At 62.0% G+C, this 23,092-nt stretch carries 35 protein-coding genes and 1 riboswitch; of the genes, 28 read left to right on the forward strand and 7 right to left on the reverse strand.

Features of this window, described 5'->3' with window-relative positions; genetic code table 11:
- Positions 1–39: 39 nt before the first annotated feature.
- On the forward strand, positions 40–876 hold the full coding sequence (locus ACOOEX_RS02830) for a GyrI-like domain-containing protein (RefSeq protein ID WP_420397038.1): 837 nt from the start codon (positions 40–42) through the stop codon (positions 874–876).
- On the opposite strand, the gene ACOOEX_RS02835 is transcribed toward ACOOEX_RS02830, so the two are convergent.
- The 3 genes from ACOOEX_RS02835 to ACOOEX_RS02845 are packed head-to-tail and all read right to left on the reverse strand — an operon-like array spanning position 873 to position 2,502.
- Positions 873–1,445 (reverse strand): cob(I)yrinic acid a,c-diamide adenosyltransferase, encoded by a 573-nt coding sequence (locus ACOOEX_RS02835; protein ID WP_420397039.1) that lies wholly within the window; start codon positions 1,443–1,445, stop codon positions 873–875. The genes ACOOEX_RS02830 and ACOOEX_RS02835 overlap by 4 nt on opposite strands.
- A gap of 3 nt (positions 1,446–1,448) precedes the next feature.
- Positions 1,449–1,652, reverse strand: a complete 204-nt coding sequence (locus ACOOEX_RS02840; protein WP_071691892.1) for a twin transmembrane helix small protein — start codon at positions 1,650–1,652, stop codon at positions 1,449–1,451.
- A 19-nt stretch (positions 1,653–1,671) separates the two neighbouring features.
- Positions 1,672–2,502, reverse strand: coding sequence for an SDR family oxidoreductase (locus tag ACOOEX_RS02845; protein WP_420397040.1), 831 nt, complete (start codon positions 2,500–2,502; stop codon positions 1,672–1,674).
- Positions 2,503–2,618: 116 nt separating this feature from the next.
- On the opposite strand from ACOOEX_RS02845, the gene ACOOEX_RS02850 reads away from it, so the two are divergent.
- From ACOOEX_RS02850 to rplP, 13 genes are all read left to right on the forward strand, one after another.
- Complete coding sequence (locus ACOOEX_RS02850) at positions 2,619–4,922, forward strand: DNA topoisomerase IV subunit A (RefSeq protein WP_420397041.1); 2,304 nt, start codon at positions 2,619–2,621, stop codon at positions 4,920–4,922.
- Between the two features lie 120 nt (positions 4,923–5,042).
- Entirely contained in the window at positions 5,043–5,675 is a 633-nt protein-coding gene (locus ACOOEX_RS02855; RefSeq protein WP_071691889.1) for a hypothetical protein, read from the forward strand.
- 107 nt (positions 5,676–5,782) lie between these two features.
- A complete protein-coding gene (gene tuf, locus ACOOEX_RS02860) occupies positions 5,783–6,958 on the forward strand; it encodes an elongation factor Tu (protein WP_420396839.1) in 1,176 nt (391 codons plus the stop codon).
- A 426-nt stretch (positions 6,959–7,384) separates the two neighbouring features.
- On the forward strand, positions 7,385–7,693 hold the full coding sequence (rpsJ, locus tag ACOOEX_RS02865; protein WP_035248435.1) for a 30S ribosomal protein S10: 309 nt from the start codon (positions 7,385–7,387) through the stop codon (positions 7,691–7,693).
- 13 nt (positions 7,694–7,706) lie between these two features.
- Entirely contained in the window at positions 7,707–8,432 is a 726-nt protein-coding gene (rplC, locus tag ACOOEX_RS02870) for a 50S ribosomal protein L3 (protein ID WP_071690455.1), read from the forward strand.
- Positions 8,429–9,049 (forward strand): 50S ribosomal protein L4, encoded by a 621-nt coding sequence (gene rplD / locus ACOOEX_RS02875; RefSeq protein ID WP_306047891.1) that lies wholly within the window; start codon positions 8,429–8,431, stop codon positions 9,047–9,049. Before rplC ends, rplD begins: the two co-directional genes overlap by 4 nt.
- Positions 9,046–9,342: a 50S ribosomal protein L23 gene (locus ACOOEX_RS02880; RefSeq protein WP_420397042.1), complete on the forward strand. Its 297-nt coding sequence runs from the start codon at positions 9,046–9,048 to the stop codon at positions 9,340–9,342. The genes rplD and ACOOEX_RS02880 overlap by 4 nt, the downstream gene beginning before the upstream one ends.
- Before the next feature lie 104 nt (positions 9,343–9,446).
- Positions 9,447–9,938, forward strand: coding sequence for an AAA family ATPase (locus ACOOEX_RS02885; protein WP_420397043.1), 492 nt, complete (start codon positions 9,447–9,449; stop codon positions 9,936–9,938).
- A 217-nt stretch (positions 9,939–10,155) separates the two neighbouring features.
- Entirely contained in the window at positions 10,156–10,998 is an 843-nt protein-coding gene (gene rplB / locus ACOOEX_RS02890) for a 50S ribosomal protein L2 (RefSeq protein ID WP_071688955.1), read from the forward strand.
- 3 nt (positions 10,999–11,001) lie between these two features.
- Positions 11,002–11,280, forward strand: coding sequence for a 30S ribosomal protein S19 (rpsS, locus tag ACOOEX_RS02895; protein ID WP_071688954.1), 279 nt, complete (start codon positions 11,002–11,004; stop codon positions 11,278–11,280).
- Positions 11,281–11,283: 3 nt separating this feature from the next.
- Positions 11,284–11,664: a 50S ribosomal protein L22 gene (gene rplV / locus ACOOEX_RS02900; RefSeq protein WP_071688953.1), complete on the forward strand. Its 381-nt coding sequence runs from the start codon at positions 11,284–11,286 to the stop codon at positions 11,662–11,664.
- Positions 11,664–12,386, forward strand: coding sequence for a 30S ribosomal protein S3 (gene rpsC, locus ACOOEX_RS02905; RefSeq protein WP_071688952.1), 723 nt, complete (start codon positions 11,664–11,666; stop codon positions 12,384–12,386). Before rplV ends, rpsC begins: the two co-directional genes overlap by 1 nt.
- A 13-nt stretch (positions 12,387–12,399) precedes the next feature.
- Entirely contained in the window at positions 12,400–12,813 is a 414-nt protein-coding gene (rplP, locus tag ACOOEX_RS02910) for a 50S ribosomal protein L16 (protein ID WP_071688951.1), read from the forward strand.
- Between the two features lie 191 nt (positions 12,814–13,004).
- Here the strand turns inward: rplP and ACOOEX_RS02915 are convergent, their stop codons facing one another.
- Positions 13,005–13,790, reverse strand: coding sequence for a TIGR00266 family protein (locus tag ACOOEX_RS02915; RefSeq protein ID WP_071688950.1), 786 nt, complete (start codon positions 13,788–13,790; stop codon positions 13,005–13,007).
- Positions 13,791–13,981: 191 nt separating this feature from the next.
- On the opposite strand from ACOOEX_RS02915, the gene ACOOEX_RS02920 reads away from it, so the two are divergent.
- On the forward strand, positions 13,982–14,797 hold the full coding sequence (locus ACOOEX_RS02920; protein WP_420397044.1) for a cyclase family protein: 816 nt from the start codon (positions 13,982–13,984) through the stop codon (positions 14,795–14,797).
- 38 nt (positions 14,798–14,835) lie between these two features.
- On the opposite strand, the gene ACOOEX_RS02925 is transcribed toward ACOOEX_RS02920, so the two are convergent.
- Positions 14,836–15,456 carry a 2OG-Fe(II) oxygenase family protein gene (locus tag ACOOEX_RS02925; protein WP_420397045.1) on the reverse strand — a complete coding sequence of 207 codons (621 nt, stop codon included), beginning with the start codon at positions 15,454–15,456 and terminating at the stop codon, positions 14,836–14,838.
- Between the two features lie 225 nt (positions 15,457–15,681).
- Here ACOOEX_RS02925 and rpmC point away from each other — a divergent pair, with 225 nt between their 5' ends.
- The 11 genes from rpmC to rpmD all read left to right on the forward strand — a co-directional run bounded on the left by rpmC (position 15,682) and on the right by rpmD (position 19,993).
- Positions 15,682–15,888 carry a 50S ribosomal protein L29 gene (rpmC, locus tag ACOOEX_RS02930; protein ID WP_420397046.1) on the forward strand — a complete coding sequence of 69 codons (207 nt, stop codon included), beginning with the start codon at positions 15,682–15,684 and terminating at the stop codon, positions 15,886–15,888.
- A gap of 14 nt (positions 15,889–15,902) precedes the next feature.
- On the forward strand, positions 15,903–16,133 hold the full coding sequence (gene rpsQ, locus ACOOEX_RS02935) for a 30S ribosomal protein S17 (RefSeq protein WP_420397047.1): 231 nt from the start codon (positions 15,903–15,905) through the stop codon (positions 16,131–16,133).
- A gap of 74 nt (positions 16,134–16,207) precedes the next feature.
- The gene (gene rplN / locus ACOOEX_RS02940; RefSeq protein WP_007427594.1) at positions 16,208–16,576 is read left to right on the forward strand and encodes a 50S ribosomal protein L14; all 369 of its coding nucleotides are present in this window, start codon (positions 16,208–16,210) and stop codon (positions 16,574–16,576) included.
- 1 nt (position 16,577) lies between these two features.
- Positions 16,578–16,889: a 50S ribosomal protein L24 gene (rplX, locus tag ACOOEX_RS02945; RefSeq protein WP_306047552.1), complete on the forward strand. Its 312-nt coding sequence runs from the start codon at positions 16,578–16,580 to the stop codon at positions 16,887–16,889.
- Positions 16,882–17,445, forward strand: coding sequence for a 50S ribosomal protein L5 (gene rplE / locus ACOOEX_RS02950; RefSeq protein ID WP_071688945.1), 564 nt, complete (start codon positions 16,882–16,884; stop codon positions 17,443–17,445). Before rplX ends, rplE begins: the two co-directional genes overlap by 8 nt.
- Before the next feature lie 21 nt (positions 17,446–17,466).
- Entirely contained in the window at positions 17,467–17,772 is a 306-nt protein-coding gene (gene rpsN, locus ACOOEX_RS02955; protein WP_071688944.1) for a 30S ribosomal protein S14, read from the forward strand.
- A gap of 15 nt (positions 17,773–17,787) precedes the next feature.
- A complete protein-coding gene (gene rpsH / locus ACOOEX_RS02960) occupies positions 17,788–18,180 on the forward strand; it encodes a 30S ribosomal protein S8 (protein WP_127557757.1) in 393 nt (130 codons plus the stop codon).
- Positions 18,181–18,192: 12 nt separating this feature from the next.
- Positions 18,193–18,726: a 50S ribosomal protein L6 gene (gene rplF, locus ACOOEX_RS02965; RefSeq protein WP_071688943.1), complete on the forward strand. Its 534-nt coding sequence runs from the start codon at positions 18,193–18,195 to the stop codon at positions 18,724–18,726.
- Positions 18,727–18,737: 11 nt separating this feature from the next.
- A complete protein-coding gene (gene rplR / locus ACOOEX_RS02970; RefSeq protein ID WP_071688942.1) occupies positions 18,738–19,097 on the forward strand; it encodes a 50S ribosomal protein L18 in 360 nt (119 codons plus the stop codon).
- A 119-nt stretch (positions 19,098–19,216) separates the two neighbouring features.
- Complete coding sequence (gene rpsE / locus ACOOEX_RS02975; protein ID WP_420397048.1) at positions 19,217–19,792, forward strand: 30S ribosomal protein S5; 576 nt, start codon at positions 19,217–19,219, stop codon at positions 19,790–19,792.
- Between the two features lie 12 nt (positions 19,793–19,804).
- Positions 19,805–19,993: a 50S ribosomal protein L30 gene (rpmD, locus tag ACOOEX_RS02980; protein ID WP_071688940.1), complete on the forward strand. Its 189-nt coding sequence runs from the start codon at positions 19,805–19,807 to the stop codon at positions 19,991–19,993.
- A 51-nt stretch (positions 19,994–20,044) separates the two neighbouring features.
- On the opposite strand, the gene ACOOEX_RS02985 is transcribed toward rpmD, so the two are convergent.
- Together ACOOEX_RS02985 and ACOOEX_RS02990 are read right to left on the reverse strand one after the other, a co-directional pair.
- Positions 20,045–20,668 carry a sulfotransferase family protein gene (locus tag ACOOEX_RS02985; RefSeq protein WP_420397049.1) on the reverse strand — a complete coding sequence of 208 codons (624 nt, stop codon included), beginning with the start codon at positions 20,666–20,668 and terminating at the stop codon, positions 20,045–20,047.
- A 65-nt stretch (positions 20,669–20,733) separates the two neighbouring features.
- Positions 20,734–21,300: a gamma-glutamylcyclotransferase family protein gene (locus ACOOEX_RS02990; protein ID WP_420397050.1), complete on the reverse strand. Its 567-nt coding sequence runs from the start codon at positions 21,298–21,300 to the stop codon at positions 20,734–20,736.
- Between the two features lie 73 nt (positions 21,301–21,373).
- Positions 21,374–21,463, forward strand: a riboswitch (glycine riboswitch).
- Between the two features lie 143 nt (positions 21,464–21,606).
- Here ACOOEX_RS02990 and gcvT point away from each other — a divergent pair.
- Positions 21,607–22,707 carry a glycine cleavage system aminomethyltransferase GcvT gene (gcvT, locus tag ACOOEX_RS02995; protein WP_420397051.1) on the forward strand — a complete coding sequence of 367 codons (1,101 nt, stop codon included), beginning with the start codon at positions 21,607–21,609 and terminating at the stop codon, positions 22,705–22,707.
- 22 nt (positions 22,708–22,729) lie between these two features.
- Positions 22,730–23,089: a glycine cleavage system protein GcvH gene (gcvH, locus tag ACOOEX_RS03000; protein WP_420397052.1), complete on the forward strand. Its 360-nt coding sequence runs from the start codon at positions 22,730–22,732 to the stop codon at positions 23,087–23,089.
- The last annotated feature ends 3 nt before the right edge of the window (positions 23,090–23,092 follow it).

The raw sequence follows: 23,092 nt of genomic DNA on the forward strand, positions 1-23,092 counted from the left end.
GGTCAGGCGCGGGCCGTCGCGACGCTCTATCCTGAGCCCATGAAACGGACGCACACCCAATCGGACCTGATTGCCCGCACCCTGTGGCAGGTGGAAACGGACCTGTCCCGAGGGCCGGATCTGCCCGCGCTGGCCGAGGCCATCGGGGTCAGCCGGTTTCACCTGACCCGTGCCTTTTCCCTGCGCACCGGTCTGTCGCTTGGCACATATGTGCGCCGGCGGCGGCTGAGCGAGGCGGCCAAGGCGCGATCAGCCGGTGACAGCGTGACCAATGCGGCTTTCGACGCTGGCTATGACAGTGTCGAGGGCTTTTCCCGTGCGTTCCGTGCCTGTTTCGGGCTGGCCCCGTCCTCGATCCGATGCGTGGATGACCTGAACAGGATTACCCTGCAGGAGGCGATTGAGATGCCCAAAACCGAAGAAAGCAAAACCCCGACACCCGAGATCAGGACCATTGACCCCATCACCCTTGTGGGACGGTCGGGCCGGTTCGACATGAACAGCCGTTCGCGCATTCCCGCGCTGTGGGATGAAACCGTTTCGGAATGGCATGACGCCATGATCGGCGGTCCGACCTACGGCGTGTGTTCCGATTTCAACGATGCGGGGGAGTTCACTTATTCAGTGGCCTTTGCGGGCGAAGTGGCAGAGGGTCTCGACCGCCTGACCATTCCGGGCGGCTCCTATGCGGTCTTTCCCCATGAAGGACACATCTCGACGATATCGCGGACATGGGACGCGATCTTTGCGAAATGGGCGCCAGAGGCAGAGTATGACCTGCTGAACGGGTCCGAGTTTGAACTCTACGACCCGGATTTCGACCCGAAAGGCGAAGGCAAAGTTGCGGTTTGGGTACCTGTCGCGCCGCGCGGTTAGCGGTTCGCCCCCGGCACCCAAAGCACATCGGCGCGTCCATCATCGTTGCAGATGCGGGCCGCGACGAAGAACCAGTCGGACAGGCGGTTGAGGTATTTCACCGCGGCGGGGTTCACCGATTCTACCGTCGACAGTTCCACCGCCAGCCGCTCGGCCCGTCTTGCCACAGTGCGACACAGATGCAGATGCGCGGCGGCAGGCGAGCCACCGGGCAGGATGAAACTGCGCAGCGGGTCCAGCCGGTCGTTCATCGCGTCAATCTCGGCTTCCAGCCGGTCCACCTGTGCGGGGATCATGCGCAGCGGCGGATATTCTGCCTCGGCGTCCTTTTCCATTTCCGGGCGGCACAGGTCCGCGCCCAGATCGAAAAGGTCGTTCTGGATCATCGCCAGCTGCGCGTCCATCGCGCCTTCGGTATGCAGCCGCGCAAGGCCAAGTGTCGCGTTCAGCTCATCGACCGTGCCATAGGCCGTCACACGGGCGGAATGCTTGTCGACCCGCGCGCCATTGCCAAGCGCGGTCTGACCGGCGTCGCCAGTACGGGTGTAAATCTTGTTCAGAACAACCATGTCTCAGCCCCCATTGCCGCGCAGATAGACCACGGCGGCGATCAGGATCACCGCCACGAATTGCGCGGCCAATCGCCAGCGCATGATCTTGTTGGCATTCCTGCGGTTGAATTCCCCGCCGCGCGTGAAGGTGCCAATCCCGAAGAGCAGGATGATGGCGACCCCGACCGTGACGATCAGGGCAATGATTGTGAGGGTATCTACCATGGCGGTCCTTTCCGGGGGCTCAGCCCTTGTCGATCAACCAGTCCAATGCACGCGTTGGCAATAGCCGTTTCATCGCGCCCATGAAATAGGTTGGCACCGTTACATAGTATCGCGGGCGCGGTCGGCCAGACTCGAGCGCGTGAATAAGCTTCTTTGCCACAGCTTCGGGCGGCAGTTCGAACGCGTCGGGCTTGTCCTTGTCTTCATAGAGCCGTTTCAGCAGCGTGTCGCGATAGAGATCGGACAGGGCCGAGTTTTCCCAGTCGATCCAGCGTTCGAAATGACTGCGGGCGTTTTCGCGGATTTTCGAGGTGACGGGGCCGGGTTCGATCAGCACCACGTGAATGCCCGAGTCCTTGAGTTCCAGCCGCATGGTGTCGGTCAGCCCCTCAAGCGCGAATTTGGTCGAGACATAGGCCGCGCGCCACTTGTAGGTGATGAAGCCGAGGACAGAGCTGTTCTGCACGATCCGCCCATGCCCCTGCGCCCGCATGACGGGAATCACCTGCCGGGTCAGGTCGTGCCAGCCGAAGAAATTGGTCTCGAAGATCTCGCGCAGCCCGTCAGTGGGCAGATCCTCGACCGCGCCGGGCAGGCCGAAAGCACCGTTGTTGAAGAGCGCGTCGAGCGTCCCGCCGGTCTGGTCCAGCGCCCACGAAAGCCCGGCGGTGATGCTGTCGGCGTCCGACAGATCCAGAACCCCGCAGCTCAGCCCCTCGGCGCGCAGGCGTTCGGCGTCTTCGGGCTTGCGGCAGGTGGCCAGTACATTCCAGCCGCGCGCGTGTAGCGCATGGGCGCAATGATGGCCGATACCAGAAGAACAGCCGGTGATCAGAATGCTGCGGGTCATGTTCGGGTCCTGTCGCGCCAGATGGCACAGGGGTAGGGCCAAGGGTGGCCCGGCGCAAGCGGCAGGTCATATCCTGCTTTACCACCCCTCGTGGTTTGACGTATCACGGATACCAAATGAACGAGCAGACAATGTCAGACGACAACCGCGAAACATCCGAGTCGCTGAGCCGCGCCATTGGCTCGCGCTATTTGCAATATGCGCTCAGCACCATCATGCACCGGGCTCTGCCCGACGCGCGGGATGGGTTGAAGCCCGTGCATCGGCGTATCCTTTATGCGATGCGGGAGCTGCGCCTTGCCTCGAACGGAGGTTTCCGAAAGTCGGCGAAGATCTCTGGCGATGTGATGGGGAACTACCACCCCCATGGCGATGCCGCGATTTACGACGCCATGGCGCGTCTGGCGCAGGATTTCACCATTCGCTATCCGCTGGTCGATGGCCAGGGGAATTTCGGCAATATCGACGGCGATAACCCAGCCGCAAGCCGCTACACCGAGGCGCGGATGACCGCCGTGGCCGAGGTGCTGCTGGAAGGGTTGAATGAGAACGCCGTTGATTTTCGGGACAATTACGACGGTACCCTGCAGGAACCCGAGGTGCTGCCCGCCGCCTTGCCCAACCTGCTGGCCAACGGGTCGAGTGGGATTGCCGTGGGGATGGCCACAAACATCCCGCCTCATAACGTGGATGAATTGATTGCCGCCTGTCTGCATTTGATCAAGACGCCCGATGCACGTGACGAGACGCTGCTGAACTACATTCAAGGCCCCGATTTTCCGACCGGCGGCGTGATCGTCGAGCCCAAGGAAAGCATGGCCGAGACCTACCGCACCGGTCGCGGCGCGTTTCGCCTGCGCGCCAAGTGGGAGACCGAGGATCTGGGCCGGGGCACCTGGCAGGTCGTGGTCACGGAAATCCCCTATCAGGTGCAGAAATCGAAGCTGATCGAGAAGATCGCGGAGCTGATCCAGACCAAGAAGGTGCCGATCCTCGCCGATGTGCGCGACGAATCGGCTGATGACATCCGCATCGTTCTGGAGCCGCGCTCCAAGAACGTGGACCCGGAAATTCTGATGGGAACGCTGTTTCGCAGCTCGGACCTCGAAACCCGGTTCAGCCTGAACATGAACGTGCTGATCGACGGGCGCACGCCCAAGGTCTGTTCGCTGAAGGAGGTTCTGCGCGCCTTCCTCGACCATCGGCGCGAGGTGCTGATCCGCCGCTCCTCCCACCGGATGGAAAAGATCGACCACCGGTTGGAGGTGCTGGAAGGCTTCATCATCACCTTCCTCAACCTCGACCGGGTGATCGACATCATCCGCTATGACGACGACCCCAAGGCCGCGTTGATGCGCGAGGAATGGGGCAGGGCGCATGTGCGGGCGACCTCCGAGGCCGATTATGTCAGCCCCGCGCCCGGTGAGGGTGAACTGACCGAGGTGCAGGCAGAGGCCATCCTGAACATGCGCCTGCGCAGCTTGCGGCGGCTGGAAGAGATGGAGCTGCTGAAAGAGCAGGCCGCCCTGATGGAAGAACGCGCCGAGCTCGACGACCTGTTGGCGCGGGACGACCTGCAATGGGGCCGCATTGGCGAAGAGCTGCGCGAGATGCGCAAGCAGTTTGGCAAAGGCACCGAATTCGGCAAACGTCGCACGGATTTTGCCGAGGCGGGCGAAACCCCCGACGTGCCGCTGGAAGCGATGATCGAGCGTGAACCGATCACCGTGGTCCTGTCGAAAATGGGCTGGGTGCGCGCGATGAAGGGCCATGTCGCGCTGGATGGTGAGTTCAAATACAAGGACGGCGACGAGGGCCGCTTCCTGATGCATGCGGAAACCACCGACAAGCTGCTGGTCTTCGGCAATAACGGGCGCTTCTATACCATCGCCGCGTCGAACCTGCCCGGCGGGCGCGGCATGGGGGAACCCGTGCGTCTGATGGTCGATCTGCCCAATGAGGTCGAAATCGTCGATCTGCTGATACACAAGCCCGGCGCGAAACTGCTGGTCGCCTCTTCTGCCGGGGATGGCTTCCTCGTGCCAGAGGCCGACGTGATCGCGCAGACCCGGTCCGGCAAGCAGGTGCTGAACGTGAAAGCACCGGTGCGCGCGGCGGTCTGTACTCGTGTGCAGGAGGGCGAAGATTACGTTGCCTGCGTTGGCGAGAATCGCAAGGTGCTGGTCTTCCCTCTTGCTGAGCTGCCCGAGATGGGGCGCGGCAAGGGCGTTCGGTTGCAGAAGTACAAGGACGGTGGCCTGTCGGATGCGCGCAGTTTCAACCGGGCGGAGGGGTTGAGCTGGAAAGACCCCGCCGGGCGCACCCGGACAGAGACTGACCTGACCGAATGGGAAGGCAAGCGCGCCGGAACGGGCCGCATGGCCCCGCGTGGCTTCCCGAGGGACAATCGCTTCACCTGAGACCCGGGGTTTGCAACTCGGCCACGGTTTTTTGCCGATTTTCCGGCGGCTTGGCCGGGTCGATTGCACGACATGCCCGGCTGCGCTATCCCGAACGGGCTGCCATCTAGGAGGAGCCCCATGCGCGCCCTGTCCCGTTTCGCCCTTTTGGGGCTGGTCCTGATTCTCGGGGCCTGCGCCGCGACTGACCCGCTGGAGGAAGACCTGCCCGATATGGGCGATTTCCGGCTGGCCTATAACATCGTCGTGGCCGACAACATGCAGCAGGTCCCGCCCTCGCGGGAAGCGTCGGGAGAGGAATGGATCGAAATCCTGACCGCAGAGATCGACCGCCGCTTCGGCGGCTACGAGGGCGACCGGCTTTATCACATCGCGATCCATGTGGATGCCTATGCGCTGGCACCTCCGGGGATTCCCGTGGTGCTTCAGCCGCGCTCGATCCTCGTGATCAGTGCCAATGTCTGGGATGATGAATTGCAGGCGAAACTGCATGATGACCCTGAACAACTGACGATTTTCGAGGGAGCGGCGGCGGAAACGATGATCATCGGGTCGGGTCTTGCCCGGTCACGCGAAGAGCAGATGCAGATCCTTGCGCGCAACGCGGCGCGGCGCATCCAGCTGTGGATGTTGACCCATCCGGAATGGTTCTCGATCGACGAGGAGGCCGCAGCCGAGGCCCAGGCCGCGCTGGAGGCGCAGGTCGCGGAAGTGGAGCAGCCCGTAGAACTGCCGGAAGAAGCGGCAGAGTAACGGGTTTTCCCCCAACTCACCCTTGATTTTTCCCCCGCGCCTCAGTAACGAGCGCGCGATGATGAACCGGGGCCGGGCGGCCCCCCCTAGCATGAGGCGCCTGAGCAATGGCAAAGGAAAAGTTTGAGCGCGGCAAGCCGCATTGTAACATCGGCACGATCGGTCACGTTGACCACGGCAAGACGACGCTGACGGCGGCGATCACCAAGTATTTCGGTGACTTCAAGGCCTATGACCAGATCGACGGCGCGCCGGAAGAGAAGGCTCGCGGGATCACCATCTCGACCGCGCATGTGGAATACGAGACCGACAACCGTCACTACGCCCATGTCGACTGCCCCGGGCACGCCGACTACGTGAAGAACATGATCACCGGTGCCGCCCAGATGGACGGCGCGATCCTGGTGGTGAACGCGGCTGACGGCCCGATGCCGCAGACCCGCGAGCACATCCTGCTCGGCCGCCAGGTGGGTATCCCCGCCATGGTCGTGTTCCTGAACAAAGTCGACCAGGTCGATGACGAGGAACTGCTGGAGCTGGTGGAAATGGAAGTCCGCGAGCTCTTGTCCGAATATGACTTCCCGGGCGACGATATCCCGATCATCGCAGGCTCTGCCCTGGCGGCGATGGAAGGCCGTGACCCGGAGATCGGCGAGAACAAGATCCGCGAACTGATGGCGGCCGTGGACGAGTACATCCCGCAGCCCGAGCGTGCCGTGGACCAGCCCTTCCTGATGCCGATCGAAGACGTGTTCTCGATCTCCGGCCGCGGCACGGTTGTGACCGGCCGTGTGGAGCGTGGCGTGATCAACGTGGGCGACGAGATCGAGATCGTCGGCATCCGCGACACCAAGAAGACCACCTGTACCGGTGTGGAAATGTTCCGCAAGCTGCTGGACCGCGGTGAAGCCGGCGACAACATCGGCGCCCTGCTGCGCGGTGTGGACCGTGACGGCGTGGAGCGTGGCCAGGTTCTGTGTAAGCCGGGCTCGGTGAACCCGCACACCCAGTTCGAAGCCGAGGTCTACATCCTGACCAAGGAAGAAGGCGGCCGTCACACGCCGTTCTTCGCGAACTACCGTCCGCAGTTCTACTTCCGTACCACGGACGTGACCGGCACCGTTCAGCTGCCCGAAGGCACCGAGATGGTGATGCCCGGCGACAACCTGAAGTTCACGGTTGAGCTGATCGCGCCGATCGCCATGGAAGACGGCCTGCGCTTCGCCATCCGCGAAGGCGGCCGCACCGTCGGCTCCGGCGTCGTGTCGAAGATCCTCGCATAAGCGACCGGATCCCCAGACAAACAGAAAGGCCCGCTCAATCGAGCGGGCCTTTTTGATTGGGACGCGGCACGTGCCGCGAGGGGGCATCTATTCGGTAGTGTATTGCCGAAGCGCGAGGGGGCGACTCGCACAGTAAGTCTTGCCGCTCTATCCAAGCCAGATCAGCAAACCTTCCCAAGATTACGCGCCTCTCACCAAATCGCTGCCGCGCCCGGCGCCAGGGACTGGTTGGTCAACAAAAGGTGGGTGGAAATCCCCAACTTTCCCCTTGCCCCATCCCCCCATCCCCTGTACATCGCGCGGGTTCGCAGATAGCGGACTGCTTGAGAAGCGGGATTCGGTCCCGCTTTTTGAGTTCGAAGAGGGCCGGGGGAATGAGCCGCCGGTCGTCCTATCAACTCCAATAAGCCTGAAAGGGCGAATGACATGCAAAGTCAGAACATTCGTATCCGGCTCAAGGCGTTTGACTATCGTGTGCTGGATGCTTCCACGCAAGAGATCGTCAACACCGCCAAGCGGACCGGCGCGCAAGTTCGCGGACCGATCCCGCTGCCGAACAAGATCGAGAAATTCACGGTTCTCCGTGGCCCCCACGTCGACAAGAAAAGCCGTGACCAGTGGGAAATCCGGACCCACAAGCGTCTGCTCGACATCGTCGATCCGACCCCGCAGACCGTGGACGCGCTGATGAAGCTCGACCTCGCTGCCGGCGTCGACGTTCAGATTTCGGTCTAAGGAGGGCAATCAGATGCGCTCTGGATTGATCGCCAAGAAGGTGGGCATGACCCGCCTGTTCATGGAAGACGGCAAGCAGATCCCTGTGACCGTTCTTCAACTCGACAACCTGCAGGTCGTGTCGCAGCGCACCTCCGAGAAGGATGGCTATTCTGCCGTTCAGCTCGGTGCGGGCACCCCGAAGGTCAAGCGTGTTTCCAAGGCCATGCGCGGCCACTTCGCCGGTAACGGCGTGGCCCCCAAGCGCAAGCTGGCAGAATTCCGCGTGACCCCGGACAACCTGATCGAAGTGGGCGCCGAGCTGTCGGCCGAACATTTCCTGGAAGGCCAGAAGGTCGACGTGTCCGGCACCTCGATCGGTAAAGGCTTCGCCGGTGCCATGAAGCGGCACAACTTCGGTGGTCTGCGCGCCTCTCACGGTGTGTCGATCAGCCACCGTTCGCACGGCTCCACCGGTCAGTGTCAGGACCCGGGCCGCGTGTTCAAAGGCAAGAAGATGGCCGGCCACATGGGCGCCGTGCGCGTCACCACCCAGAACCTGGAAGTTGTCCGGACCGATGCAGACCGTGGTCTGATCATGGTCAAGGGCGCCGTTCCGGGGTCGAAGGGTGGCTGGGTCACCATCAAGGATGCCGTGAAGAAGAAACTGCCCGAGGGTGTTCCCTTCCCCGCCGCCGTGAAATCGGCTGCCGTGGAAGAAGCCCCCGTTGAGGCTCCGGTTGAGGGAGCGGAAGAATGAAACTTGATGTAATCAAGCTCGATGGCGGTTCTGCCGGTACCGTGGATCTGGACGAAGCTCTCTTCGGTCTGGAACCCCGCGCCGACATCCTGCACCGCGTCGTTCGCTGGCAGCGTAACAACGCTCAGGCTGGCACCCACAAGGTGAAGACCCGGTCGGAAACCAGCTACTCGACCAAGAAGATCTACCGCCAGAAGGGCACCGGTGGCGCACGCCATGGTGACCGCAACGCGCCGATCTTCCGCAAGGGTGGTATCTACAAGGGTCCGACCCCGCGCAGCCACGGCCACGATCTGCCGAAGAAGTTCCGCAAGCTCGGCCTGCGTCACGCCCTGTCCGCCAAGGCGGCAGCGGGTGAGCTGGTCGTTCTGGACAGCATCGCACTCGACGCCCCCAAGACCTCGGCGCTTGCCAAGCAGGTCAAGGAACTGGGCTGGAAGCGCGCGCTGATCATCGACGGCGCATCCGTGGACGAAAACTTCGCCAAGGCCGCTCGCAACATCGAAGGTCTCGATGTGCTGCCGACCATGGGCGCAAACGTCTATGACATCCTCAAGCGTGACACGCTGGTGATCACCAAGGCGGGTGTTGAAGCACTGGAGGCTCGACTGAAATGAGCGCGAAGGCAGAACATTACGACGTGATCCGCAAGCCGGTCATCACCGAAAAGTCGACCATGGCGTCCGAAAACGGCGCGGTTGTTTTTGAGGTGGCGATCGACGCGAACAAACCCCAGATCAAAGAAGCGGTGGAAACCCTCTTTGGCGTAAAGGTGAAGGCGGTCAACACCACCATCACCAAGGGTAAAACCAAGCGGTTCCGCGGCCAGCTCGGCAAGCGGAAAGACGTGAAGAAGGCCTATGTGACCCTCGAAGAGGGCAACACGATCGACGTGTCGACCGGCCTCTGATCTTCGGGTCAATGTGATTGAGGGAACCCTCGGCGAGTGCCGGGGGTTTTCTTGTTTCTTGGGTGTCCCATATGGTTTGGGGGATCGGAAGAAGGATTGTGAACATGGCGAGCGGGCAAGCCGAACTGCATTTCCTCTGCGGCAAGATCGCGGCAGGCAAATCGACGCTGTCCAAGGCACTGGCGGCGGAGCATCGCGCGGTGGTGCTGTCGGAGGATGAGTGGCTGCCGCTGCTCTATCCCGATGAGTTGCTGACGATCCCCGACTATGTGCGCTATTCGACCCGGTTGAAGAAAGTCGTGGGGCCGCTGGTGCGCGACCTGCTTGCGGCGGGGGTAAGTGTCGTGCTGGACTTCCCGGCCAACACGGTCGAACAGCGCCGCTGGATGAAGGAGCTGGCAGATAGCACCGGCGCGCCGCACACCCTGCATTACCTCGACGTTCTGGATGAGGTCTGCAAGGCCCGGCTGAAGGCACGCAACGCGGGCGGCGAGCACCCGTTCGAGGTTACGGATGAACAGTTCGAACAGATCACCAGCTACTTCGTGCCGCCGGGCGAGGGGGAAGGGTTCAGGATGGTTGTGCATGGATTGTAAGATGGGCACTCCGCGCGGCGCGCTCCATTTGTCATCTACGGTGCTTGACCCCACCCCGCGAACCCCCTAAGAGACCCCATCGGCAAGGCCCCGGATTCGTCCGGGGCTCTGCTTTTGTCCGAAAGGACATTCACGACGGGCACCTACGGGGGCCTATAACATCAGGGTTTCGCGGCATCCGCCGCATGACCCGCACAGAAAACGGAAGACAGTAAACATGGCACTCAAGTCGTATAAGCCGACGACGCCGGGCCAGCGTGGGCTGGTTCTGATCGACCGTTCGGAGCTGTGGAAAGGACGTCCTGTCAAGGCCCTCACCGAGGGTCTGACCAAGTCGGGCGGCCGGAACAACACCGGACGGATCACGATGCGCCGCCGCGGCGGTGGGGCAAAGCGTCTCTATCGCATCGTCGATTTCAAGCGGAACAAGTTCGACGTCACCGCGACCGTCGAGCGGATCGAATATGACCCCAACCGGACCGCGTTCATCGCCCTGGTCAAGTACGAAGACGGCGAGCAGGCCTATATCCTCGCGCCGCAGCGTCTTGGACTTGGCGACAAGGTGATCGCATCGGCCAAGGCCGACATCAAGCCCGGCAACGCGATGCCCTTCTCGGGCATGCCGATCGGGACGATCGTCCACAACATCGAGCTGAAGCCCGGCAAGGGTGGCCAGATCGCACGCGCCGCGGGCACCTATGCCCAGTTCGTCGGCCGCGACGGTGGCTACGCCCAGATCCGCCTGTCCTCGGGCGAGCTTCGCCTGGTGCGTCAGGAATGCATGGCCACCGTTGGTGCCGTGTCGAACCCGGACAACTCGAACCAGAACATCGGTAAGGCCGGTCGCAACCGCCACAAGGGCATCCGCCCCTCTGTGCGTGGTGTCGTGATGAACCCGGTCGATCACCCCCATGGTGGTGGTGAAGGCCGGACCTCTGGCGGCCGTCACCCGGTGACCCCCTGGGGCAAGCCGACCAAAGGGGCTCGTACCCGCAACAAGAACAAGGCGTCGCAAAAGCTCATCATCCGCTCGCGTCACGCCAAGAAGAAAGGACGCTGATAGATGTCGCGTTCCGTCTGGAAGGGCCCTTTTGTCGACTCTTACGTCCTCAAGAAGGCCGAAAAAGCCCGCGAGTCGGGCCGCAACGAGGTCATCAAGATCTGGTCGCGCCGTTCCACCATCCTGCCCCAGTTCGTGGGCCTTACCTTCGGCGTCTACAATGGCAAGAAGCACGTCCCGGTGAACGTCACCGAGGACATGATCGGCCAGAAGTTCGGTGAATACTCGCCGACGCGGACCTACTATGGTCACGCGGCCGACAAGAAAGCGAAGAGGAAGTAAGCCATGGGCAAGGATAAGAATCCCCGCCGCGTGGCGGATAACGAGGCGATGGCAAAGCTGCGCATGCTGCGCACCAGCCCGCAGAAGCTGAACCTCGTTGCACAGATGATCCGCGGCAAATCCGTGGACAAGGCGCTGGCCGATCTGACCTTCTCGCAGAAGCGGATCGCACAGGACGTCAAGAAGTGCCTGCAATCCGCAATCGCCAATGCCGAGAACAACCACAATCTCGACGTGGACGAACTGGTCGTTGCCGAAGCCTATGTCGGCAAGAACATGGTCATGAAGCGCGGTCGCCCGCGTGGCCGTGGCCGCTTTGGCCGGATCGTGAAGCCGTTTTCGGAACTCACCATCAAGGTGCGTCAAGTTGAGGAGCAAGCCTAATGGGTCACAAGGTTAATCCGATCGGCATGCGCCTGCAGGTGAACCGCACCTGGGACAGCCGCTGGTACGCAGATACCAAGGACTACGGGAACCTCCTGCTGGAGGACATCAAGATCCGTGAGTTCATCCACGAAGAGTGCAAGCAGGCGGGCGTGTCCCGTGTGATCATCGAACGTCCGCACCGCAAGTGCCGCGTCACCGTTCACACCGCGCGGCCGGGCGTGATCATCGGCAAGAAAGGCGCCGATATCGAAACCCTGCGCAAGAAGCTCGCCTCGATGACCGCATCGGAACTGCACCTCAACATCGTCGAGGTCCGCAAGCCCGAGCTGGACGCTGCCCTGGTGGCGGAATCCATTGCGCAGCAGCTGGAACGTCGTGTGTCCTTCCGTCGTGCCATGAAGCGCGCCGTGCAGAACGCCATGCGCATGGGTGCCCTGGGCATCCGCGTGAACGTCGCCGGCCGTCTGGGTGGCGCAGAGATCGCGCGGACCGAATGGTACCGTGAGGGCCGTGTGCCGCTTCACACCCTGCGCGCCGACATCGATTATGCACATGCCGAGGCCTCCACGCCCTACGGCATCATCGGCATCAAGACCTGGATCTTCAAAGGCGAAATCATGGAGCACGATCCCGCTGCCCGTGACCGTCGCGCCGCTGAAGCCCAGGAAGGTGGCGGTCCGCGTCCTCAGGGCGGTGGCCGTGGCCGTCGTGATCGCTAAGGAGTAGAAGACAATGCTGCAACCGAAGCGCACAAAATTCCGCAAACAGCACAAGGGCCGGATCCGCGGTGAAGCGAAGGGCGGGTCTGACCTGAACTTCGGCACCTACGGCCTGAAGGCACTGCAACCCGAACGGGTCACCGCCCGTCAGATCGAAGCCGCCCGTCGGGCCATGACGCGTCACATGAAGCGTCAGGGTCGTGTCTGGATCCGGATTTTCCCCGATCTGCCCGTGACCTCGAAGCCCGTCGAAGTTCGTATGGGTAAAGGTAAAGGTTCGGTCGATTACTGGGCCTGCAAGGTCAAGCCCGGCCGGATCATGTTCGAGATCGACGGCGTGTCCGAGCCGATCGCCCGCGAGGCCCTGCGCCTGGCCGCTATGAAGCTGCCGATCAAGACCCGCACCGTGGTCCGCGAAGATTGGTAATCGGTGGGCAAACTGCCCACCCTACGACATCAAAACCCCCGTCGAGCTGATCGGCGGGGGTTTTTCTTTTGCTGCGATCCGGTTTGGGCGAGCCGTTTGACCCTGAGCGGGGCCAAGGCGGTTCGAACCGCCTTCCAACCCGATTGCGAAATCAGGTCAAAGCGCCTTCGAAGGCGCTTCCCCGCCCGGTCTTACCGGTCTCCGAACATATCCCCCAGGCCACCGAGAACCGATCCCTCGCCCTTGCTGCCACCGGGCATCGCGGCGCGCATGATGCGGTCGGCGAGGCGAGAGAAAGGCAGGCTTTGCAGCCAGACGGTGCCGGGGCCTTTCAGGGTCGCCAGGAAAAGCCCCTCGCCCCCGAAGACCATGGATTTCAGGTTCCCGGCCCGTTCGATGTCATATCCGACGCTTCCATCCATCGCCGCCAGACAGCCGGTATCGACCCGCAGGGTTTCGCCCGCCGCAAGCTCGCGCTTGATGACAGTGCCGCCCACATGGATGAAGGCCATCCCGTCGCCATTCAGGCGCTGAAGGATAAAGCCCTCGCCCCCAAAGAACCCGACGCCCAGTTTCTTCTGAAAGGCGATGCCCGTGGTGGTGCCGAAAGCGGCGCAGAGGAAGGCGTCCTTCTGGCAGATCAGTTCGCCACCGATCTCGGCCATGTTGACCGGGATGATCTTGCCGGGATAGGGGGCGGCGAAGGCCACGCGCTTCTTGCCCTGACCGTTATTGGTGAAATGGGTGAGGAAGATGGATTCCCCTGTCAGCACTCGTTTGCCGACATTGAGCAGTGAGTTCATGATCCCGCCCGAGGGCCGCGCGCCATCGCCCATGCGGCTTTCGAAATCGATGCCGTCCTCAAGGTAGTTCATGGCACCCGCCTCGGCGATGACTTTCTCTCCGGGATCAAGCTCTACCTCGACGATCTGCATGTCGTCGCCGAAAAGCTCGTAGTCAACCTCATGGCATTGCATCGGAAATGTCCTTTCTGTTCTGGAGGCGTGAATCCCCGCCCAAATGACGCGTGTCCTAACAAGGGGAAAGATCGGGGTTCCGGGCACAACGGTCAAGAAGCTGCGCAGAAATCCTCTGGCGCAGCACACCTATAGGGAGAATCCCGAAACCGCGCTAAGCTCCACGTCATCCAACAACAGGGAGAACGGCAATGTGCGATATCTGTGTGATGAACGCGGTGAAGGAACGGATGCTGTCCCGCCGCGGTTTCTTCAAGGCCACGGCTGGTGCGGGGGCCGCGGCGGCCATCGGGGCGTCAACGACGCTGCCTGCCATGGCCGCCGGGCACGGGGCGATTGAGGATCTGACCCATGCTCTGCATCACGACTTCCCGACCTGGGGCGGCGCGCCCGGCTTTGCCATGGAGCAGGAGTTCAATTTCTCCGAACACGGGTTCAACCTTTTCCAGCTGCATATCGCCGAACATACCGGCACCCATATCGATGCGCCGCTGCATTTCTCGGCTGACGGGCTGTCGGTCGATGAAATCCCGGTGGGCAACCTGATCGCGCCGCTCTGCGTGATCGACATCGCCGCCCGCGCGGCGGAGGATGCGGATACGACCGTGACACCCGACGATCTGCGCGCCTGGATCGCGGCCAATGGCGACATCCCAGACAATGCCTGCGTGGCCATGTATTCGGGCTGGGGGGCCAAGGTGGACACTGACGGTTTCCGCAATTTCGATGGAGAGATGCAGCATTATCCCGGTTTTCATGTGGAAGCGGCGCAGATGCTGATGGAGGAGACCGGCGCAAGCTCCATCGCGGTGGATACTTTGTCGCTCGACCCTGGCAACTCGCAGGATTTCGCCACGCATTACGCCTGGCTGCCCTCGGGTCGTTTCGGGATCGAGAATATCGCCAATCTGGACCGGCTGCCCGCGTCCGGCGCGACGATCTTCATCGGCGCACCCAAGTTCCGGGGCGGCACCGGCGGACCTGCGCGTATCCTGGCGATGGTCTGATCATGCTCCTGCGCGCCTGCTGGCCGGGCGCGCGGGGCTTACTCCCACCTATAGTTGAAACTGATCGAGATGCGTTCCTCCTCGGCCATGTTCATCGGTACCTCGTGGCGCAGCCAGCTTTCCCAAAGCAGCACGTCGCCGACATCGGGCTTGACGTAGATGAAGGTCTTCAGCTCCTCCCGCGCGCCTTTCTTTCGGGCCGGGGCGGCCATCATCCGGCCTGATCGCGGGTCTTCCAGTTTCAGCGCGCTGGCACCCTCGGGCATCGCCACATAGGTTGTGCCGGAAATGACCGAATGCGGGTGCAGGTGGCTGGAATGCATGCCGCCCTCGGGCAGGATGTTGATCCAGAGGTCCTCCAGCACCAGCTTGCGGCTGTCGAGGTCGAATTCCAGATCCTCGGCAAAGGCCGCCACATGCTGATCCAGCACCTTCACGAGGTCCGCGAAGATCGGAAAGCGCCAGGGCAGGTCAGTGAGCGAGGCGTAGGAGGTATAGCCGGGATAGCCGTTTGCCTCGCACCAGTCCTGCCCCGCCTCGTCATCCTCTGCGATCACGATGCAGGAATTGTCCAGCTCCTGCGGGTCGATTTCAGGGCCGAACTCCGACAGGCGGGCGCGGTATAGGCGGGTCACGAAGAGGGATGATATCTGGGCCATGCGCGTGCTATTACCCCAAGGCGCGCCGCCACGCGAGAGCCATCGCAGCCTTATGGTGCAGGTTTTTCAATCTAGCCCTTGCCCCCCAAGCCCAACCCCCCTATAGAGCGGCATCGCACGCTTCCCCGGGTTCGCCCGGGGATTCGTCGTTTGTCATTCATCCACCAGGTCAACGGGTGACCCATCACGGGGCTCGCTGGTGTTTTGAGAGAAGGAAAAAGGCGCATGAACGCCACCGAACTGCGTGACAAGACCCCGGATCAGCTCCGGGAAGAGCTCGTCAATCTGAAGAAAGAATCGTTCAACCTGCGCTTTCAGCAGGCCACCGGCCAGCTGGAAAACACCGCGCGTATGCGCCAGGTCCGTCGCGACACTGCCCGCATCATGACGATCCTGAACGAAAAAGCAGCCGCCGCTGCGTCGGCCGAGTAAGAGGAGCCTGATAGATGCCCAAACGTATTCTGACCGGCACCGTTACGTCCGACAAGAACGACCAGACCGTCACCGTGTCTGTCGAGCGCCGCTTCAAGCACCCCGTGCTGCAGAAGACCATCCGTAAGTCCAAGAAGTACCGGGCTCACGATGCCAACAACACTTTCAAAACCGGCGACACCGTCCGTATCCAGGAATGTGCACCGGTTTCGAAGTCGAAACGCTGGGAAGTGATCGCGAACTAAGCGATCCCGTTCCAGATTGAACGAAACCCTGGGGGAACAAACAAGACCAGCCCCCACAGGTCGGGAGAAACCACATGATCCAGATGCAGACCAATCTGGATGTCGCTGACAACTCCGGCGCTCGCCGGGTGCAGTGCATCAAGGTCCTGGGTGGTTCCAAGCGTAAGTACGCCTCCGTTGGTGACATCATTGTCGTCTCGGTGAAGGAAGCCATCCCGCGCGGCCGCGTGAAGAAAGGGGACGTCCGCAAGGCCGTCGTCGTGCGCACCGCCAAGGAAGTTCGCCGTGAAGACGGCACCGCAATCCGCTTTGACCGCAACGCCGCCGTGATCCTGAACAACGCAGGTGAGCCGGTCGGTACCCGTATCTTCGGGCCGGTTGTGCGCGAACTGCGTGCCAAGAACTTCATGAAGATCATCTCGCTCGCCCCGGAGGTGCTGTAAGATGGCTGCTAAGCTGAAAACCGGCGACAAGGTCGTCGTGCTCGCTGGCAAGGACAAGGGCAAGGAAGGCACCATCGCCTCCGTTGACCCCAAGGCCGGCAAAGCCGTCGTGGACGGCATCAACATGGCGATCCGCCACACCCGTCAGAGCCAGACCGACCAGGGCGGCCGTCTTCCCAAGGCGATGCCGATCCAACTGTCGAACCTCGCTCTGCTCGACGCAAATGGCAAACCGACCCGCGTTGGCTTCCGCATGGAAGGCGACAAGAAGGTCCGTTACGCCAAGACCACGGGGGACGTGATCGATGCTTGATTCCGCAAACTACACCCCGCGTCTGAAGGCCGCCTACAAGGACAGCATCCGCGCTGCCATGAAGGAAGAGTTCGGCTACAAGAACGACATGCAGATTCCCCGCCTGGACAAGATCGTCCTGAACATCGGCTGTGGGGCCGAAGCGGTGCGCGATTCCAAGAAAGCCAAGTCGGCCCAGGAAGACTTGACTGCAATTGCTGGCCAGAAAGCTCTGACCACCACGGCCTCCAAGTCGATCGCCGGTTTCCGGGTTCGTGAAGGCATGCCGCTCGGCGCCAAGGTCACCCTGCGTGGCGACCGCATGTACGAATTCCTCGATCGCCTCATCACGATTGCAATGCCCCGCGTCCGCGACTTCCGCGGCGTGTCGGGCAAGTCCTTCGACGGCCGTGGCAACTACGCCATGGGCATGAAGGAACATATCGTGTTCCCCGAGATCAACTTCGACAAGGTCGATGAGGTCTGGGGCATGGATATCGTGATCGCCACCACCGCGAAGACCGACGCGGAAGCCAAGGCGCTGTTGAAGCATTTCAACATGCCGTTCAACAGCTGAGCCGCGGAGAGGAAGTAGAACATGGCTAAGAAAGCAATGATCGAACGCGAACTGAAGCGGGAACGTCTGGTGGCACAATATGCCGCCAAGCGCGCCGCGCTGAAGGAAATCGCGAATGACGAAGAGCGGCCGATGGAAGAGCGGTTCAAGGCGCGCTTGAAACTGGCGAAACTGCCCCGTAACAGCTCTGCCACCCGTCTTCACAACCGTTGCCAGCTGACCGGTCGCCCCAAGGCGTATTACCGCAAGCTGAAAATGTCGCGGATCAAGCTGCGTGACCTGGCCTCGAACGGCCAGATCCCCGGCATGGTCAAGTCGAGCTGGTAAGGAGGGTTTGATATGATGAACGATCCTATCGGTGATATGCTGACCCGTATCCGCAACGCCCAGATGCGTGGCAAGTCGACCGTGTCGACCCCGGCATCGAAGCTGCGTGCTTGGGTTCTGGATGTGCTGGCCGACGAAGGCTATATCCGCGGCTACGAGCGTGGCACGGATGCAAACGGCCATCCCACCATCGAAATCAGCCTCAAGTACTATGAAGGCGAGCCTGTGATCCGCGAAGTCAAGCGCGTGTCCAAGCCCGGCCGTCGTGTGTATATGAGCGTCAACGACATCCCGCAGGTCCGTCAGGGCATGGGTGTTTCCATCGTCTCCACGTCCAAGGGCGTGATGTCGGATGCAGCAGCTCGCGGCGCCAATGTTGGCGGCGAAGTGCTCTGCACCGTGTTCTAAGGAGGTTTGGCAATGTCTCGTATTGGTAAGAAACCGGTCGAGCTGCCGTCGGGTGTGACTGCATCCGTCTCCGGCCAGACCGTTGAAGTCAAGGGCCCCAAGGGCACCCGCAGCTTCACCGCAACCGACGATGTGACGCTCTCCGTCGAAGACAACGCCGTGTCGGTCACCCCGCGCGGCAAGTCCAAGCGGGCCCGTCAGCAGTGGGGCATGTCCCGCACCCAGGTCGCCAATCTGGTGACCGGCGTGACCGAAGGCTTCAAGAAAGAGCTGGAGATCCAGGGTGTGGGTTACCGCGCGCAGATGCAGGGCAATGTCCTGAAACTGTCGCTCGGCCTGTCGCATGACGTGAATTTCGAGGTTCCCGCCGGGGTCACCGTGACCGCGCCGAAGCCGACTGAAATCATCGTCGAAGGCATCGACCAGCAAGAGGTCGGCCAGGTTGCAGCAAACATCCGCGAATGGCGCAAGCCCGAGCCCTACAAGGGCAAAGGCATCCGCTACAAGGATGAGTACATCTTCCGCAAGGAAGGCAAGAAGAAGTAAGGGCGCGAACAATGGCAAACAGCAAACAAGTCCTGTTCCAGAAACGCCGCCTGCGCGTCCGGAACAAGCTGCGGAAAACCGCGAATGGGCGTCCGCGCCTGTCGGTTCACCGCTCGAACAAGAACATCAGCGTGCAGCTGATCGACGACGTGAATGGCGTCACCCTGGCCTCCGCCTCCACCATGGAGAAGGATCTGGGCGTGGTCGGCAAGAACAACGTCGAAGCAGCCACCAAGGTGGGCGCGGCAATTGCCGAGCGTGCCAAGGCCAAAGGCGTCGAAGAATGCTACTTCGACCGTGGCGGCTTCCTCTTCCACGGCAAGGTGAAGGCTCTGGCCGACGCCGCGCGTGAAGGTGGTCTGAAGTTCTAATCAACTGCAGGCGGCTCCACCAAGGGGCCGCCTCGATGATCGGGGGACAGGCTTAACGCCCGTCCACTGCGATCGACCCAACCGGCGTCAAGCGCGCCACCAGGATAAGGATGCCATCAATGGCAGAACGTGAAAATCGCGGGGGCCGTGGCCGCCGTCAGGAACGGGAAGAAACGCCCGAATTCGCAGACCGCCTGGTCGCGATCAACCGTGTGTCCAAAACCGTTAAAGGTGGTAAGCGCTTCGGCTTCGCCGCCCTCGTGGTTGTGGGCGACCAGCGTGGCCGCGTCGGCTTCGGCAAGGGCAAGGCCAAAGAGGTGCCCGAGGCGATCCGCAAGGCCACCGAACAGGCCAAGCGTCAGCTGATCCGCGTGCCGCTGAAGGAAGGCCGCACCCTGCATCACGACGTCAAGGGCCATCACGGCGCTGGCAAGGTGACCATGCGCACCGCACCGGAAGGTACCGGTATCATCGCCGGTGGTCCGATGCGCGCCGTGTTCGAGATGCTGGGCGTCAAGGACGTGGTTGCCAAATCGACCGGGTCCCAGAACCCCTACAACATGATCCGCGCCACGCTGGACGGTCTCCGCAACGAGTCCTCCCCGCGTATGGTTGCGGCGCGCCGTGGCAAGAAAGTGGCCGACATCCTGCGCAAGCCGGAAGCCGAAGCCACCGCCGAAGCCGCTGACTCGTAAGGAGACGCACCCATGGCAAAAACCATCGTCGTCAAGCAGATCGGCTCCCCGATCCGCCGCCCCGCCATCCAGCGCCAGACGCTGATCGGCCTGGGCCTGAACAAGATGCACAAGACCCGCGAACTGGAAGACACTCCTTCCGTCCGTGGCATGATCGCCAAGATCCCGCACATGGTCGAAATCATCGAAGAGCGCGACTAAGCTGCTCTAAGAGGTTAAGGAAGCGCCCCGGTCGAAAGGCCGGGGCGTTTTCTATTCCGAGCCACGCAGCTTGTCAGCATCTGCGATTTTCTCATGGAACTGTTCGGGCCGATTGCCGGATGGGTAGGGCTCGGACGGCACGTCGCAGCCCAGAAACGCGCACAGCGGCTCCCACCCGCTGCCAAGCTCATAGGTCAGCAGACGGTCCGGCGGAATCGTGGCCTTCACCCGCGCGATGTGGTCCTCATAGACGCCGATGATATTGTCCCGGTCATCCAGCCTGCCTGAAAAGACCCTGTCGCGGATCACGACACAGCCAAAGCTTTCCGGATCGGTGCTGTCGCGCAGGACCGGCAGAATGGTGTTCTGCATGCTTTTGAACCAGCTATCTGCATCCCGAACGGACAGGATGATCTTGGCCTCCGGGTAGTGATCCGCCAGCACGTCCCAGTAATGCGTCGAGGGCCAGTCGACCGTGGATTGGTAGCCGCTGAATACCGTCGCCCAATCGGGCTCCGCGCCTGCCGCAATGGCCCGCCACTGCTGGTTCAACTCGGGTCGTGCCATGACCTCATGCATATGGTGACACGGGCCGAAGCCCAGCATCTCCAATGCGCGTTTCAGAGATTCCGTTCCAGTTCGGCCAAACCCGGCCCCGATGATCTGTAACGCCATTTGCCCCCCTTCTCGCCAAGCCTAGCGGGGTTCTGGCGTATTGCTAAGGAAAATCGAAAGGCTGCTCAGGGGCGTCTGTCGGTAAAACTCACCCCTAGCCGCGCCAACCGGTCATCCACGAAGTCGCGCTCCTCGTCAGTGAGCCGCTGATGCCGGGGATAGACTGGATCATTCCGGTCCATGCAGATCGGCATGTCCCAGCCATGAGTGGTCGCAAAGAACTTGTCTGCGCCCTCGATCCCGAACTCGCGCAGATAGCCCTGCACCACCACATCCAGATAGCCTTGCAGCAGCACATGATCGCCGGCTTCTTCTATATGATCCGCGCTTGCGCGGTAGATCTGGATGTCGGGCAGGGGCGGATGGTCGTGGCGGATCTCCAGAACCGGCAGCCTGTGATAGGCCCGTTCGCGTTCGTCCAGGGCCACCCAATCGGCGCCGGGAACAGCGGCGATCAGCCCGTCGATCTCCTCGCCATGCGCTTCGACCGCCGTCAGAAAAGCCACCCGCCGCAGTTTGGATTTCTTCCACGCCCGCGCCCACCCGGTCACCGTCGCCTTCGCGGCGCGGGGATAGCTGTGGGTGGATCGGTTCACAAGGCTGCCGTAGCCAAAAAAGAACGGGTCTGACATGAGGTAAGAAATGCCCGCGTATGCGGTTGCATGCAAGGGCTTGCCGAAATCAAAAAGATCGGTATTCTGCGCCTCGTTCAAGCAGGGAGAATCCGGCCTCGTGCCGGTGCCGAAGGAGCAACCGCCCCGGTAAACTCTCAGGCGCCAGGACCTGCAGGAACAACGAAACTCTGGAGAGAGGCGCGGGATGCGTCCGCCGAAGGGATAACGATCTCAGGCGAAAGGACAGAGGGGGCATCGTGACATGCGGATTGCGCATGTTTTTGCGATGCCGGGCCAGCCCCGGTCGAGGAAAGGGGAGGCCGCATGAGCGATCTGAAACACCTGCCGCTGAAGGCACTGCACGAGGCGCATGGCGCCAAGATGGTGCCGTTCGCGGGCTATGAAATGCCGGTGCAGTTCGCCGCCGGGGTCATGGCGGAACACCAACATACGCGCGCCAAGGCGGGGCTGTTTGACGTCAGCCATATGGGGCAGGTCCTGCTGCCGCTGTCGGCGGATGCGGCGTTGGAATCGCTGGTGCCTGTCGATGTGCAGGGCCTGAAGGAAGGCCGTCAGCGCTATGGGCTTTTCACCAACGACGCGGGCGGGGTGCTCGACGACCTGATGATCGCGCGGCGGGCGGGGGATCTGTTCCTTGTCGTCAACGCCTCGCGCAAGGAACATGACATCGCCCATATGCGCGCCGCCATCGACGGAGTGGAGGAAGTGACCGACCGTGCGCTGCTGGCGCTACAGGGGCCGCTGGCGGAAACCGCGTTGGCGCGGATGGTGCCATCTGTGGCCGAGATGAAGTTCATGGACGTGGCGCAGGTTGCCTGGAACGGCGTGGAGCTGTGGATTTCCCGCTCGGGCTATACCGGCGAGGACGGGTTTGAAATCTCGGTCCCGGCTGATGCCGCCGAAGGTTTCGCTTCCGCGTTGCTGGAGATGGAAGAGGTCATGCCCATTGGCCTCGGTGCACGCGACAGCCTGCGGATGGAGGCGGGGATGCCGCTTTACGGCAATGACCTGACCGAGGAAATTTCCCCCATCGAGGCCGGGATGACCTGGGCCGTGAACAAGGTGCGCCGCGCGGGCGGCGACCGCGAGGGCAGCTTCCCCGGTGCGGACCGCATCCTGAACGAGATGCAGAACGGTGCCCCCCGACGTCGCGTGGGCCTGCGCCCCGAAGGCCGCGCGCCGATGCGTGGCGGTGTGCCCCTGTTTGATGCGGCTGAGGGCGGCAATCAGATCGGTGTGATCACCTCGGGCGGCTTCGGCCCCTCGGTCGGTGCGCCGATTGCCATGGGGATTATTGACAGCGCCGTGCCCGCGGACATTACGCTTTACGGCGAGGTTCGCGGCAAGCGCCTGCCTGCTGCGCAGACCGACCTGCCGTTCCACAAACCCGACTACAAACGCTGATCCAACGAAAGGGAGAGACCCAATGAAATTCACCGAAGAACATGAATGGCTGCGCGCCGATGGCGATGTTGTCACCGTAGGCATCACTGAACATGCGGCCACTGCCCTTGGCGATGTGGTGTTTGTGGAATTGCCCGAGGCCGGCACCCAGGTGGCCAAGGATGACGACATCGTGGTGATCGAATCCGTGAAGGCGGCCTCTGACATCATGGCACCGCTCGACGGTGAAATCGTGGAGGTGAACGACGCGCTCGCCGACAACCCCGGCATGGTCAACGACGACCCTACGGGTGAAGCGTGGTTCTTCAAGATCAAGGCGACCGACCTCTCGCAGATGGACGAGTACATGGACGAAGACGCCTATAAAGAGATGATCGACTGAGGA

Source organism: Nioella sp. (assembly GCF_965215655.1).
In the GTDB taxonomy this organism is placed as follows: Bacteria; Pseudomonadota; Alphaproteobacteria; order Rhodobacterales; family Rhodobacteraceae; genus Nioella.